Origin of the sequence: Bacillus sp. ChL18, from assembly GCF_026241425.1 — a bacterium.
Classification (GTDB): Bacteria; Bacillota; Bacilli; order Bacillales; family Bacillaceae; genus Bacillus; species Bacillus velezensis.
On sequence record NZ_JAPHWE010000001.1, the window covers coordinates 2,052,987 to 2,066,718 of the forward strand.

15 protein-coding genes are annotated in these 13,732 nt (G+C 47.0%); 9 read left to right on the top strand and 6 right to left on the bottom strand.

From position 1 onward, the window contains the following. Positions 1-83 precede the first annotated feature (83 nt). Positions 84-2,225: a transglycosylase domain-containing protein gene (locus OQ477_RS10160; RefSeq protein ID WP_265972303.1), complete on the bottom strand. Its 2,142-nt coding sequence runs from the start codon at positions 2,223-2,225 to the stop codon at positions 84-86. 122 nt (positions 2,226-2,347) lie between these two features. Here OQ477_RS10160 and hmoB point away from each other — a divergent pair, with 122 nt between their 5' ends. From hmoB to OQ477_RS10175, 3 genes are all read left to right on the top strand, one after another. After that, positions 2,348-2,848 carry a heme-degrading oxygenase HmoB gene (hmoB, locus tag OQ477_RS10165; protein ID WP_038457497.1) on the top strand — a complete coding sequence of 167 codons (501 nt, stop codon included), beginning with the start codon at positions 2,348-2,350 and terminating at the stop codon, positions 2,846-2,848. A 116-nt stretch (positions 2,849-2,964) separates the two neighbouring features. Continuing rightward, positions 2,965-4,350, top strand: a complete 1,386-nt coding sequence (locus OQ477_RS10170; protein WP_265972304.1) for a hypothetical protein — start codon at positions 2,965-2,967, stop codon at positions 4,348-4,350. 68 nt (positions 4,351-4,418) lie between these two features. Further along, positions 4,419-5,606 (top strand): M20 family metallopeptidase, encoded by a 1,188-nt coding sequence (locus tag OQ477_RS10175; protein ID WP_265972306.1) that lies wholly within the window; start codon positions 4,419-4,421, stop codon positions 5,604-5,606. Positions 5,607-5,628: 22 nt separating this feature from the next. On the opposite strand, the gene OQ477_RS10180 is transcribed toward OQ477_RS10175, so the two are convergent. The 3 genes from OQ477_RS10180 to ecsA are packed head-to-tail and all read right to left on the bottom strand — an operon-like array spanning position 5,629 to position 8,337. Further along, positions 5,629-6,333 carry an EcsC family protein gene (locus tag OQ477_RS10180; RefSeq protein WP_265972307.1) on the bottom strand — a complete coding sequence of 235 codons (705 nt, stop codon included), beginning with the start codon at positions 6,331-6,333 and terminating at the stop codon, positions 5,629-5,631. 41 nt (positions 6,334-6,374) lie between these two features. After that, a complete protein-coding gene (locus OQ477_RS10185) occupies positions 6,375-7,601 on the bottom strand; it encodes an ABC transporter permease (protein ID WP_043021343.1) in 1,227 nt (408 codons plus the stop codon). Next, entirely contained in the window at positions 7,594-8,337 is a 744-nt protein-coding gene (gene ecsA, locus OQ477_RS10190; RefSeq protein ID WP_003155231.1) for an ABC transporter ATP-binding protein EcsA, read from the bottom strand. The genes OQ477_RS10185 and ecsA overlap by 8 nt, the downstream gene beginning before the upstream one ends. 490 nt (positions 8,338-8,827) lie before the next feature. On the opposite strand from ecsA, the gene OQ477_RS10195 reads away from it, so the two are divergent. From OQ477_RS10195 to OQ477_RS10205, 3 genes are all read left to right on the top strand, one after another. Further along, positions 8,828-9,265, top strand: coding sequence for an HIT family protein (locus OQ477_RS10195; protein WP_265972309.1), 438 nt, complete (start codon positions 8,828-8,830; stop codon positions 9,263-9,265). A gap of 135 nt (positions 9,266-9,400) precedes the next feature. Then, on the top strand, positions 9,401-10,480 hold the full coding sequence (gene serC / locus OQ477_RS10200) for a 3-phosphoserine/phosphohydroxythreonine transaminase (protein ID WP_265972310.1): 1,080 nt from the start codon (positions 9,401-9,403) through the stop codon (positions 10,478-10,480). 120 nt (positions 10,481-10,600) lie between these two features. Continuing rightward, entirely contained in the window at positions 10,601-11,116 is a 516-nt protein-coding gene (locus OQ477_RS10205; protein ID WP_029325969.1) for a tryptophan transporter, read from the top strand. Between the two features lie 60 nt (positions 11,117-11,176). Here the strand turns inward: OQ477_RS10205 and OQ477_RS10210 are convergent, their stop codons facing one another. Next, on the bottom strand, positions 11,177-11,368 hold the full coding sequence (locus OQ477_RS10210) for a hypothetical protein (protein WP_007409223.1): 192 nt from the start codon (positions 11,366-11,368) through the stop codon (positions 11,177-11,179). 117 nt (positions 11,369-11,485) lie between these two features. On the opposite strand from OQ477_RS10210, the gene OQ477_RS10215 reads away from it, so the two are divergent. Continuing rightward, complete coding sequence (locus OQ477_RS10215) at positions 11,486-11,842, top strand: YtxH domain-containing protein (RefSeq protein WP_007409224.1); 357 nt, start codon at positions 11,486-11,488, stop codon at positions 11,840-11,842. Positions 11,843-12,021: 179 nt separating this feature from the next. Beyond that, positions 12,022-12,633, top strand: coding sequence for an HTH-type transcriptional regulator Hpr (locus OQ477_RS10220; protein ID WP_007610395.1), 612 nt, complete (start codon positions 12,022-12,024; stop codon positions 12,631-12,633). Here OQ477_RS10220 and OQ477_RS10225 read toward each other — a convergent pair. Continuing rightward, a complete protein-coding gene (locus OQ477_RS10225; RefSeq protein WP_003155243.1) occupies positions 12,630-12,971 on the bottom strand; it encodes a YhaI family protein in 342 nt (113 codons plus the stop codon). The genes OQ477_RS10220 and OQ477_RS10225 overlap by 4 nt on opposite strands. A 210-nt stretch (positions 12,972-13,181) precedes the next feature. On the opposite strand from OQ477_RS10225, the gene OQ477_RS10230 reads away from it, so the two are divergent. After that, positions 13,182-13,712, top strand: a complete 531-nt coding sequence (locus tag OQ477_RS10230) for a DUF3267 domain-containing protein (protein ID WP_007409225.1) — start codon at positions 13,182-13,184, stop codon at positions 13,710-13,712. Positions 13,713-13,732 lie beyond the last annotated feature (20 nt).

The window sequence follows — 13,732 nt, forward strand, 5'->3', positions numbered from 1 at the left end:
TCTTCGCCCATTACACTATACCTTGTTTTTTCAAAAGCGTATAGAATTGAGGCTTAATGTTCAAAAAATCGCCGAATTCATGATTAAGAAGAAAAAAGCTTCGGCTGAACGTATTCCGTTCCCTCTCCTTCTTGATCCGTCTGTGAATTATATGGAACGACTTTGTATGAAGCCCCTGAAAACAGATTGGCGTACGGTATGTCAAAGCTGCCTTTTCCTTTCACAGAATCCAGAAGCTTGTCTTTTCCGTCTTTCTTCTCATATATTCGGTAAACAACCCGATCATCCTTTTGAATATCCCATTTTAATTGAACCGTAATCAGTCCCATCGCCTTAAATGTATAACGGGCCGACAGGGACTTTACCGCCTCCAGCTCAATCGGGCTGCCCAGTTCCTTCACATTTTCAGGCTTTTTGAATGTCCGGCCGTTTTCCCCCGCTTTTGTGACGATATCTTTAAAGAGTCTGACCGGGTATTGGCTTCCGCCGTTCAGGTAATGGGTTTTATCCGTTTTGTCATAGCCCATCCAGACGGCTCCCGTCAGTCCGGGAGTGTATCCCGCAAACCAGGCGTCCTTTGTCGCGCCGGGGACGCCGGGAAATGTGGTCGTGCCGGTTTTCCCCGCCAGGTCACCTTGATAGCTGCCTTGTGAAGCGGTTCCTTCTTTTACGACCTGCTGAAGCATTCTCGTCATATTCCATGCCGTCTGTCCGCTGAAGACGCGCGTTTTGCCGTTTTTAGGCCCGGACAACGTTTCTCCGTCTTCGTCCGTGATGTTCTCTATAAAAAATGGCTTCGTATACATTCCGTTTGCCGCAAAGGTATGATAAGCTCCGGCAAGCTGAAGCGGGGTGACGCCTTCAGACAGACCGCCAAGCGCAATCGCGAGTCCGTTGTCAGAAACGTTCATGCCGTTTTTCTCAAGATACGATTTTCCCGTATCTACGCCGATCTGCTTCAATGTCCAGACAGCGGGCGCATTTATGCTGTAAGTGATCGCATCCTGCATCGTCACTTCCCCCTTGTACTGTCCGTCATAATTTTTCGGTTCATACCCGTCGTAGGACGTCAGTTTGTCTTGGAGAAGCGAATACGGTTTGAACTTGTCTTCCTGCATGGCGGGCCCGTATACGGCAATCGGCTTAAACGTTGAGCCCGGCTGCCGCTTCGCCGTAACCCTGTTGTATCCTTTTGTCACGTAGTCGCGTCCGCCGACCGCCGCGCGCACGCCTCCGGTTTTATTATCAATAAAGACGGCGCTTCCCTCTGCCGCCTGATCCGTCCCCGGAAAATAGCCGCTTTCCTTCATGAGGGTGTATGCCGTTTTCTGCAGCTTGGAATCAAGTGACGTCCGGATCGTATAGCCGCCTTGAAGCAGCTGTTCACCTGACATCGAATAACGGTCTTCCGCCTCCTTGATGACAAGATCAATATAACTGTCAAACCAAGGCGTTTCTGATGTTTTCTTGACATGAAGCCCCAATGTCCGGCCCTGGGCTCTGACGGCTTCCTTAGCGCTGATATAGCCTTGGTCGTTCATCATTGCAAGAATCGTATCGCGGCGTTCTTTATTTTTATCCGGATGCTGAATCGGCGAATAAAGAGATGGCGCCTTCGGAATCGCTGCCAGAACGGCTCCTTCCGCAACGGTTAAATCTTTTACTTCTTTATTAAAGTAGTAGTGGGACGCGGCTTGAATGCCGTAAACGCCATGGCCGAAATAAAGCTGGTTCAGGTACATTTCAAGCAGCTTGTCCTTGCTGTAATCACGCTCAAGATTGATGGCGATAATGACTTCCTTCGTCTTGCGCAAAAATGTTTTATCATGAGTCAGAAAAATGTTTTTCGCTAGCTGCTGGGTGATCGTGCTTCCGCCTTCCACCTTGCCGCCTGCTAAAACATCCCGGAACACCGCCCGGCCGACAGACTTCACATCAATGCCGTGATGTTCGTAAAACCGTTTATCTTCAACGGCGATAAAGGCATCTCTCACATCTTCCGGAACCTGCTGAATGGATACCGGCTCGCGATTTTCCGTATAGAGGCTCGCGATTTCATCACCGTTTTGATCGACGATTTTTGAAGATGCGTGCAGTATTAATTTCTTTTCATCGATGACATAATGACCGAGAAATATGATGATAATGTATCCGATTAACGCGAGAAAAGCGGTTGCCGCCGCAATTACAGCCGGAATAAAGAATCTTTTTTTCTTTTTCAGCATAAGTCACCTCGCCTTTCTTAACTTGTAGTATGGGAAATATTGTTTCGAATTATGTCAGAATGAGTCGCCAATAGAAACTTATACCACTCTTTTGATATACTAGCAAGCAGGAGGTGGCTGATATGAAGGTTTATATTACATACGGGACAGCCGATTTTTTAAAGACGATTGCAAAGAAACACCCGAGTGAGAATATGGTGCTGATGCAAGGGGAGGAAAATGCGGTCTTAATTCATGAAACAAATGGAGAAACCGTTTTTCAGGCGCCCCATTCATATGAGAGCATCGACAGCGTCGGGGAAATCAAAAAGCCGGGCTACGCCGTCCTCAACAACATCGCCGTTACCCAGGAAGGCCGTCCGCTGTTTGAAAACCGGTTTAAAAACCGCGCCGGCAAAGTGGAAAATGAACCCGGTTTTCAAGCCATCCGCGTATTAAGGCCGCTCGAAGGCGATACGTATGTCATCCTGACCCTGTGGGAAGAAGAAAAAGCCTTTCAGGACTGGCAGCAGTCAAACTCTTATCAGGAAGCTCATAAAAAACGCGGAACATCTGCCGGCATCGACACGACGTCTATTTTCTCCCGTCCGTCTTATGTAACCGCTTATTACGCAATAGACTGAAAATCGCCGGAGATTCTCCGGCTTTTTTAATGTCCCGATTTTACGCTTCGTTCTTGCACCTTCCGCCCGCCTATGAATACCCTGTATCAATCCTATTTATAAACGGAGTGGTTCAATTGGGGATCGGCGTCTACTCGGTACATCTGCTTTATGTTGCTTTTATCGCGGCCATTATCGTTTTTATGCTTCTCAGAAAAGATACAACCTTTATTTCACTTGCCGGCATTTTTGTGATTGCGCTATGGACGACGCATTCATTCTCCGCTTCGGTCAGCAGCCTGTTTCACAGCTTCACGTATGCCGCCGGAGAATTGCTGCCGACGATTTTTATCATTTGTTTTATCGTGGCGATGAGCGGCCTTTTGACCGAAACCGGTATTAATGAAGCGATGATTTCTCCGTTTGCAAGGCTGATGAAAGGGCCGGCTGTCGCGTATTGGGTTATCGGCTGTCTGATGTTTGCCATCTCTCTTTTTTTCTGGCCGTCACCCGGGGTGGCGCTGATCGGCGCTGTGCTGCTTCCCGCAGCGATCCGGGCGGGCCTTTCTCCGATCGCCGCGGCAATGGCGATGAACCTGTTCGGCCACGGATTCGCTTTATCGGGGGATTACGTCATTCAGGCGGCCCCGAAATTAACGGCCGATGCCGCGGGCATTCCCGTGAGCGATGTCATGCAGGCAAGTATTCCGCTCGTTTTGATCATGGGGTTAACGACGACAATCACCGCTTTCTTCCTCATCATGCGGGATCGAAAAAAAACGAAGGCCCCCCTCTCCTTGGACAGCTCCGGTTCTTTGGACACAAGTATGTATCTGCCGAAAAAACTCAGGGTGATCCTGGCGGTTTTCATTCCGCTTGTTTTTCTCGCCGATATTATCTGCATGATCGTATACCGTCTGCAAGGAAACGATGCGACGGCACTCGTCGGAGGAACCGCGATCGGCATTCTCCTGATCATTCATTTCATTGTATATAAAGAGCGGCATTTAGAAAAGATCACCGAGTATTTTATCGGCGGTTTTCAATTCGGCTTTAAAGTATTCGGCCCCGTCATTCCGATCGCAGCCTTCTTTTATCTCGGTGACGCGGGGTTTAAAAGTATTTTGAACACCCCGCTGCCGAAAGGATCTGCGGGGATCGTCAATGACCTCGGATTGGCCCTGTCCCATTCTTTTCCGATGTCCGGAGAATTCGCCGGCATCGCCCTGACCGCAGTCGGTGCGATTACCGGGCTCGACGGGTCAGGGTTTTCCGGTATATCTCTTGCAGGCTCGATGGCAAAGCTGTTTTCCGCCGCGCTTCATACGGACCCGGCCGTTTTAACGGCGCTGGGACAGATTTCAGCGATCTGGGTCGGGGGCGGAACATTGGTCCCTTGGGCACTGATTCCCGCTGCGGCTATTTGTAAAGTTGACCCGTTTGAGCTTGCCAGGAAAAACTTTATCCCGGTTGCGGCCGGACTTGTGGTCACAACGATCGCCGCCATCATCATTCTCCCGTAGCAAAAGGATTGAAATCTTCTGACATTTTCTATACAATCATGGGAAAAGCAGACGAGGGGGCATCGCTTTTGACGTTAACGACACTTCAAAAAAGCTTAAACGCTCAGCTTGACGGGCTGTATGAGGAAATGGTTGAAATCAGGCGTCACCTTCACATGAATCCCGAGCCATCCTTTAAGGAGAAAAAAACACCGGCGTTCATTGCCTCATTTTATGAAAAGCTCGGCGTTCCCATCCGGACGAATGTCGGGGGCAACGGTGTCACAGCCTGTATTGAAGGGAGTGAACCAGGACCGGTCGTGGCACTCAGAGCTGATTTTGACGCTTTACCGATACAGGATGAAAAAGATGTGCCCTATGCTTCACAAATTCCCGGCGTCATGCACGCCTGCGGGCACGACGGCCATACGGCGGCTCTGCTTGCGGTCGGAAAAGTGCTGTACCGCAACCGGGAAAAACTGAAAGGGTCATTTGTGATGATCCACCAGCACGCCGAGGAATTATCTCCCGGCGGAGCAAAAGCAATGATTGAGGATGGCTGCCTCGAACATGTCGATGCCATTTTCGGCACACACCTATGGGCGACTGAACCCGTCGGAACGGTCTTATGCCGCCCGGGCCCAGTGATGGCCGCTGCTGACGGCTTTACGATTAAAGTCATCGGCAAAGGCGGCCACGGCGCGATTCCTCACGATACGAAGGACGCCGTTTTAATCGGCTCACAAATCGTCACGGCTCTTCAGCATATCGTCAGCCGGCGGGTAAATCCGGTGCAGCCGGCCGTCATCTCAGCCGGCTCGTTCATCGCTGAAAATCCGTTTAATGCGATTGCCGATCAGGCAGTCATATCAGGCACCGTCCGCTCGTTTGACGAAAATGTGCGCAGCCTGCTCGAAGCAGAAATAGAAGCCGTCGTAAAAGGAATTTGTTCCATGCACTCCGCTTCCTATGAATATCGTTTCAAGCGCGGTTATCCCGCCGTCGTTAATCATCCTGAGGAGGCAGCGCACGCTGCGGCAGCCGCAGCGGAAACAGAGGGCGTCACGAAAGTCGTTGAAGGAGAGCCGCAGATGGCCGGAGAGGATTTTTCCTATTATCTGCAGCATACAAAAGGCGCTTTTTTCTTTACGGGCGCCGCTTTAGAAAATGCGGAAACCATTTATCCTCATCATCATCCGAAATTTGATTTTAATGAAAAAGCGATGCTGACGGCCGCCAAGGTGCTTATCGGCGCCGCGGTGAGCTACCCCCGATAGGGCATAAAAAACAGCCGGTACATTACGTACCGGCTGCTGTGATTCTTAAATGAAAAACGTGCCTTGCCGTCTCACCGAGCTGTGACAGCAGTTTATAATTGGCCGCTCCGCCCACGGCGGCTCCGACGACCGGCAAAAGCTGAAACAATTTCACCACGTCCAGATAATCGCGGTATTCCTGCTGAAAAACTCTCCAATCGACATCATGCTTTTTCGAATCCCATTGTTCAATCATTGAGTATATGCGTTTCCGCTGTTCACCGCTTGAGAAAGCCAGCTGAAAAATAAACAGCAAAAACAATCGCTCATCCCTGTCTTTCACATCATAGCCGTAAATGGAGGCAAGATCGAACAGACATTTCATTTTAATGGATAGCAGCAAAGGAAAATCAGCCATCCCTAAAAAAATTCCGCCGGCCCCCGTACCGATACCTTCAGCTGCCGCGACCTTTTGGTACGATACGATGGTTTGTCTGGCGAGGGCATCTTTTTCAGCAAGCGTCATACCGTGTGTATCCCGCTTGCTTTTCACCAGATCTGAACCCGCCATTGTTGCTTCGGTCATTTTTTTTATGCTTTCTGTGATGACGGCATGAATTTTATCGGGAATCCGCTCATTTATTCTCGCCTGCATTCCTTTAGAAAAACGTTCAAGCATAGAATCTTTGCGCAAAAAACGCGCTTTCCATTGCAGTGCTTCCTGTATCAGCTGCTGATCGTCGGTCATCTGTGTCTCCTTCTTTCATTGAATTTCAAAAACCCGATAGATTACAGCTTGCCGTACTTTTTCAATCTTCCGCCCATATACGAAGGCATGATCACAAAAATCAGAACGGCTGAAGCAACAGCCGCATACAGTGCCCCGCTGACTCCCGCGGCATAGGCTGACGCTGCACAGAACAGCAGCGCCTGCACGGTTAATGCCGATTTCATCAGCGAAAAGAAACTTTGCAGCTTCGCTTTCTGATTGACCGGGTAAAGCTCCTGCAGAGAAAGGTGATGAAAATGCCCGAACAGCGGCAGAAGCTGTATTCCCGTAATAAAGACGGTAAATACGGTTAACGCCGCCGTGATCCACGGATTGGCGGAAACGAGCATAATAATCAGGATAAAAATAATCGTGAGCCTGACCTGAATGCCAAGATAATCATTTGAACGCAGAAAGGCCCGCGCATACATATAGGAGAACGTTTTCCGCTGTTCAAACGGAATCATTCTGAGCAAAAAGTCGAGATACGCCCGGCGTTTTGCCTGTTTTTTCAGGTGAGGCACATCGGTAAACAGATTGGCGATTCTGTAAAACCGCTGTTTCCTTCTTAATTCATATTCAATATGAGCTTCCCATTTTAATGATTTATGTTTTGCGGCCGATGTGAAATACACATAAAGGCCGGCCATCACAACATAGACGGCGGCAGCGTACACATAAAACGACTGTAAGACGAAGTATAAAAGCAGCATATTGCAGATAAAGCGTATAACCGCATCCATCATTTTCATGCTTCTGTCATTCATAAACGTCATCCGCCACTCCATGGCCTGATTCCACGCTTTTACCGCCAGCATCTGAATAAATACGGCGGCATACGACGCAAGCGACGCCCCCGGACTTACAGCGAAAAACAGAGGCATGCATACAAGCGACAGAGCAAGAAGCGGAAACAGCTGTGACAGATAGCTGTACTTAAATGAATGTTTAAAGTATGTCCCCATTTTCGGTTCAAGCGGCAGCAGAAACACGAGGTCCGCTTCTTTTAACAGCGTCCGGACGTATGAACCGGTCAGCACAAATGAAAAGAGCACCGCCATCACCCAAAATGACGGAAAATGAACGGGAATGTCTTTGACCCACTTGCTGTACCAGCTCGCCGCGCCGGCAATAAAAAAGATCAGCACAATGACGAGATGATCATTGAGCATATATTTCATATACATTCTGGTTTCCTTTATATGCTCTTCAAGCCGGGACTGCCAAATCGTAGACATATTATTCATGGCCGGCGTCTTCCTTCGTCAGTTCAATATACAAGTCATCAAGAGCTGCGTCTTTCATGCCGAACTGCTCTCTCAGTTCTTCCAGTGTGCCGCTTGCCCGCACTTCGCCGTTATGTAAAATAATGAAAGCGTCACAGTAGCGCTCTGCCGTAGCCAGGATATGCGTTGACATCAGCACGCTTGATCCGGCTTTTTTCGCGGCGTCCATCCGCTCCAGCAATGCATTGATCGCAAGCGGGTCAAGGCCGAGAAACGGCTCGTCAATGATATAAAGCGAAGGCTCCGCGAGAAACGCGCACATGATCATGACCTTCTGCTTCATCCCTTTGGAAAAGTGAGCGGGAAACCATTTCAGCCTTTTTTCCATTCTGAATTCTTTCAGAAGCGGAGGAAGCCTTTTTTCAAGCGTTTCTTTGGAAAGGCCGTACGCCATGGCCGTCAGCTCCAAATGCTCTTTGAGCGTCAGTTCTTCATACAGCACCGGCGTTTCGGGGATGTACGTAAATTGCGAGCGGTAGCTTTCCTTATCCTCCGAAAACGTCTTGCCATTCAGCTCAATCGAGCCTTTATGCGGGTCCATTAATCCGATAATATGCCGGATCGTCGTGCTTTTGCCCGCGCCGTTTAATCCGATGAGTCCGACAATCTGGTTCGGCTCAAGGGTGAATGAAACATTTTTTAAGACCGGGTTTCTCGTATAACCGCCGGTTAAGTCTTTTACCGATAGCAGAGACATAATTTCTCCCCTTCTGATTCGTTTTTCTTCATAGTACCAAAAATAAAGTCTGATTTGAAACGATTCCCTTTTTTTCTCACGTGAAAAGTGTGCATAGTTATCGTTTTGGCGGACATCATAATGTATGTAGAAGGAAACAGCTTTAATCAACTGAAAATGAGGTGTTTATAAAAGACGTCTTAGAACAGTTGGATGAAAATCAACATGTCCTGTGCTTACAATTTCTTCACACACTGCTTTGATGATGTTCTTCATTCATGATGAAATAATCAAATGAGGTGTTTGTCCCAGGAATGATTAAGCAGACCCATAAGTCTTCATTTTAAAAACAAATGAGGTGCTTACAAAAGGCATATTCAATTTTCTGTGATAAAGCTCGTACTTCTGCATCAGGGTGAACGCGCAGCCGTTCATCCTGTTTTTTGTTTTGGCCGCTTTTGTGGTACGATGAGAATATACATATATTTCTTTTCAGGGAGGAAACCCATCTATGCACAAAGCGGACGATTGTATTTTCTGCAAAATCATTGCCGGTGACATTCCGTCTTCAAAAGTATACGAAAATGAACATGTCGTGGCGTTTCTTGATATCAGCCAGGTCACAAAAGGCCATACGCTCGTGATTCCGAAAACACATATCGAAAACGTGTACGAGTTTACGCCTGAGCTTTCTAAAGAATATTTTGAAGCGGTGCCGAAAATCGCACGCGCCATCCGCGATGAATTCGAGCCGATCGGGCTGAATATTCTCAATAACAACGGTGAAAAAGCGGGCCAATCGGTGTTCCATTTTCACATGCATATCATTCCGCGTTACGGAAAAGGCGACGGTTTCGGGGCTGTCTGGAAGACCCACGCCGAAGACTATACGCCTGACGATCTTCAGGAGATCGCTTCAACCGTCAAAAAACGGCTTGCCTCATCTTAAAGATGAGGTTTTTTTGCGTCCGGAAACACAAAAAACATAAATTATATTTTTTTATATCAAAAAAATCAAAAAATTGTGATAGGATAATTGTATTATTTCTTACACTAAAGCGGAAAACAGGGAGAGATCGTAAACATGGAACGTACAACGAATTTCAATGCAGGACCCGCAGCCCTTCCACTGGATGTGCTGCAAAAAGCACAAAAAGAATTTGTCAACTTCAATGATACCGGCATGTCCGTCATGGAGCTGTCCCACCGGAGCAAAGAATATGACGCGGTGCACCAAAAAGCCAAAAGCCTTCTGAAAGAACTGATGGATATTCCCGACGATTATGATATTTTATTTCTTCAAGGCGGCGCAAGCCTTCAATTCTCCATGCTGCCGATGAACTTTTTAACACCGGAAAAAACGGCGCACTTCATCGTAACGGGCGCATGGTCTGAAAAAGCACTCGCCGAGGCGAAACTGTTCGGAAACACATCCGTCACGGCAACAAGCGCAGATTCAAACCACAACCACATACCGGAAGCGGACCTCTCAGGAATCAAAGACGGCGCCTATCTGCATATTACGTCAAACAACACGATTTTCGGAACGCAGTGGAAAGAGTTCCCGAATTCACCGATCCCGCTCGTAGCCGACATGTCAAGCGACATCCTGAGCAGAAAAATTGATGTCAAAACGTTTGATGTCATCTATGGCGGAGCCCAGAAAAACCTCGGGCCGTCCGGCGTCACGGTCGTCATCATGAAAAAATCATGGCTTGAAAACGAAAACGCCAACGTCCCTAAAATTTTGAAATACTCCACTCACACAAAAGCCGATTCACTGTATAATACGCCGCCTACATTTGCGATTTATATGCTGAGCCTCGTCCTTGAATGGCTGGCTGAAAACGGCGGTGTCGAAGCGGCTGAACGGCGCAATCAGGAAAAGGCCGATGTCCTGTACGGCACAATCGACGCAAGCGGCGGGTTTTACGCGGGGCATGCCGCAAAAGACAGCCGTTCTCACATGAACGTCACGTTCACCCTCCGAGACAGCAGTCTCACGAAAAAATTCGTTGAAGAAGCGAAAGCGGCTAAAATGATCGGACTCGGAGGCCACCGCTCAGTCGGAGGCTGCAGGGCGTCTATCTACAACGCCGTCAGCCTGGCTGATTGTGAAAAACTGGCTCAGTTTATGAGAAAGTTCCAGCAGGAAAACGAATAAATTTCTTCTAACATAACGGTTCCTTTGATATACTGTCTGCATATCAATTTTTCCGGCCATCGCAATAAATGACGAGCATATTATTGGATGGCGAAAAAGCTTAGCAGAGGAGAGCTTAGTATGAAAACAAAAGAATTAGTCATTATGGCCCTGTTTGCGGCAATCGGAGCGGTGCTTCATTCCATTATGCCGCCGGTATTATTCGGAATGAAACCCGATATGATGCTTGTGATGATGTTTATGGGTATTCTGTTATTCCCCCGTGTGCAGAACGTGCTGATGATCGGGATTGTAACGGGAATCATTTCCGCACTCACGACATCTTTTCCGGGCGGACAGCTTCCGAATATCATTGAAAAACCGGTAACGGCGTTTCTGTTTCTCGCGCTGGCGCTTTTGGTGAAAAAGAGCGTGAAAACAGCGGCCGCCGCCGTCATTACGATAGCCGGCACCTTCATCTCCGGTTTGCTCTTTTTGGCGCTGGCCCTTCTGATTGTCGGCCTGCCGGGCGGATTCACCGCATTGGTGCTCGCGGTCGTCCTTCCGGCGGCTGCGCTGAATACGATCGCCATTATCATTATGCATCCGATTGTGCAGACGATCTTAAAACGGTCCAATATGATTGAAACGGTGTAATAACCGCATACCGAAACCTCTTCCGGCCGGAAGAGGTTTTTTAATGTGTTTCAGCATGTTTTATACGAGAAGTTTTGTGAAAAAGATAAGGAACAATGCGAGGGCGGTTCCTGCTGAGCAGACAATGGCCTTTTGGCGGACGACCCGCTTCGGCGGATAAGAAGCGGCCTGGCCGAGCAGTTTCAGGTAATAAACGGCGCCCGCCGCAAAGACAAGAGCCATACAAGATAAAACAATCATAAAGACAGACAACCTTCTCCCTCCTTTTCCCTTAAAAAATATGCTAAAATAAAGCAAGCTATGTATAGAAGTTTATTCTTCTGAACAAAAATGATAAAAGTTATGAGAAAAAAAACGGGGTGATTTCAAATGGCTGACGGACGTTCCCTTTTAACAGGCCTTTTCGTAGGCGGATTGATCGGAGGCGCAGCGGTGTTACTCTCGGCTCCTTCATCCGGAAAAGAGCTGCGGGGCAAAATCAAAGCGAATTGCAATTCAATTGAGGACACAATCAAACGGTTAAAAAAAGACGGAATGGCGCTTAAGGATCAGCTTGTCCAAACGGCGAAAGAAAGCGCAGAAGTCATTAAAGACGTAGGCGGAGAGCTTCAGACCAGCATTAAAAGGTGGCAGGAGGAAATCAAGCCGCACCAGCAGGATCTCCAAAAGGAAATCGCTGATATCGAAGAGAAAATCAGACAGCTGGAGAAAACCTTACAAAACTAATATCCTATACAACCAAAAAAAGTGCGGACATATTGCGTTCCGCACTTTTTTTTGCGGTTTAAAGCCTTTCCCAGCAACGGATTAAGAATTTATTATAAAATTCTTAAATTTTCATCTTTATTAATCTTTATTTTATTGGCATAATAGAGGAAAAGAAAATGTGAAGCAGGTGATCTGTATTGAATCGTGTTGAACCGCCTTACGATCTAAAAGAAGCTTTAATCTATACCCAAAAAATGGCACAGCTGTCCAAAGCGCTCTGGAAATCTATCGAGAAAGACTGGCAGAATTGGCTGAAGCCGTACGACCTTAATATTAATGAGCATCATATATTATGGATTGCCTATCAGCTTAAAGGAGCTTCTATTTCAGAAATCGCCAAATTCGGCGTTATGCACGTATCAACTGCATTTAACTTTTCAAAAAAGCTTGAAGAACGGGGATATCTGAAATTTTCCAAGCGGCTGAATGATAAACGGAACACGTACATTCAGTTAACAGAAGAAGGGGAAAATGTATTCGAAAGCCTGCTTGAGGAGTTTGATCCGTCGAGAAACGCTGTGTTTAAAGGCTCACAGCCGATCTACCACTTATTCGGGAAGTTTCCTGAGGTTGAAGAATTAACCTGTGTCATCCGCCACATTTACGGAGAAGATTTTATGGAGATATTCGAGAAATCATTGACAAACATAAACAATGATTTTGATAGTGAAGACGGAAGGCTGAAGAAAAAAACAGACGAATCGGCTGCCCATGAAACGGCTGAAGAGCTGGAACCGATCAACAGTTAATCAAAGTGCTTCATAATCTCAATAAATTCTTCCATCAGCGCTGTATAAAGCCCCTGCTCATACAGAGCAAAAATCGTTTCATGAACATCTAATTTTTCGTTCAGCTGTCCCGCAAAAAGCGCAAGGAGCTTGTCAAACGTCACAAAGCCTTGCGCTTTTTGCGACTCCAGCTCGTCCTCCAATTCGCGGCAGATCCGCCCGACCTCTTCTCCTTCTTCTTCGGTCAGCCCTTTTTCAATCATCATCGCATAAAAAGGGTACTTATCCATATCCACCGTTTTCACCAGCAATTGTATGTAATATTCTAAACGCCCGATACGCTGATCCATTGAATCCATCCGTTTCACTTCTTTCTATCTTTAATCTTATTTTAGCTGATAATGAATGGAGAAGAAAGGTTAAACCGTACATTTCCATGTTTCACCGAGCTCTTCTGTTCTTCTCTTTCCAGGTTTATTTTTTTCTTTAAAAAAGGATTGATTTTTTCTCCTGAAGAGAGTAAATTATTTTGAGATTGTATTCCATCTTTGTACGGAAGGATGACTCTGATGAATTGCTGGAAAACCATTAATCTGATCAAAGATTATGGTGCGGTTCGTTTATTATTGACTGCTGTAGGTTTTATGATCCTGTTTTTTATATGCAACTTCTTGGCATTCGGGCTGCTGCGTCCGAATATCAGTTTAAGTGACGGACACGTGTTTGCTTTTTGTGTTCTGCTCGTTGTTACTTTATTTGTACATAAAGTCATACATGTCCTGCCGATGATCTGTAAAAAAAGAAAAAAGGAAATGAAAATGTACTTCTTGCGGATGCCGACATGGAAAGGCATACCGAAAACGACGATGCTGATTTCAACGATCAGCCCGTTTTTATTCATTACGCCGTTATTGTTTTATGCCGGACTGGCATTTCCGAGACACGCTCATTACTTTTATATGATTTCGAGCATTCATGCGGGGTATTGCCTGCCTGATCTTCTGTTTGCGCTCCATCTGGTCAAAGCGCCCAAATCATGTCTGATTGACCAGGAATCCGACGGTTTTGATATTTTAGTAAAAAAAGTGCCGGAGTCTTGATGTCCCGCTGATTTTTCAGG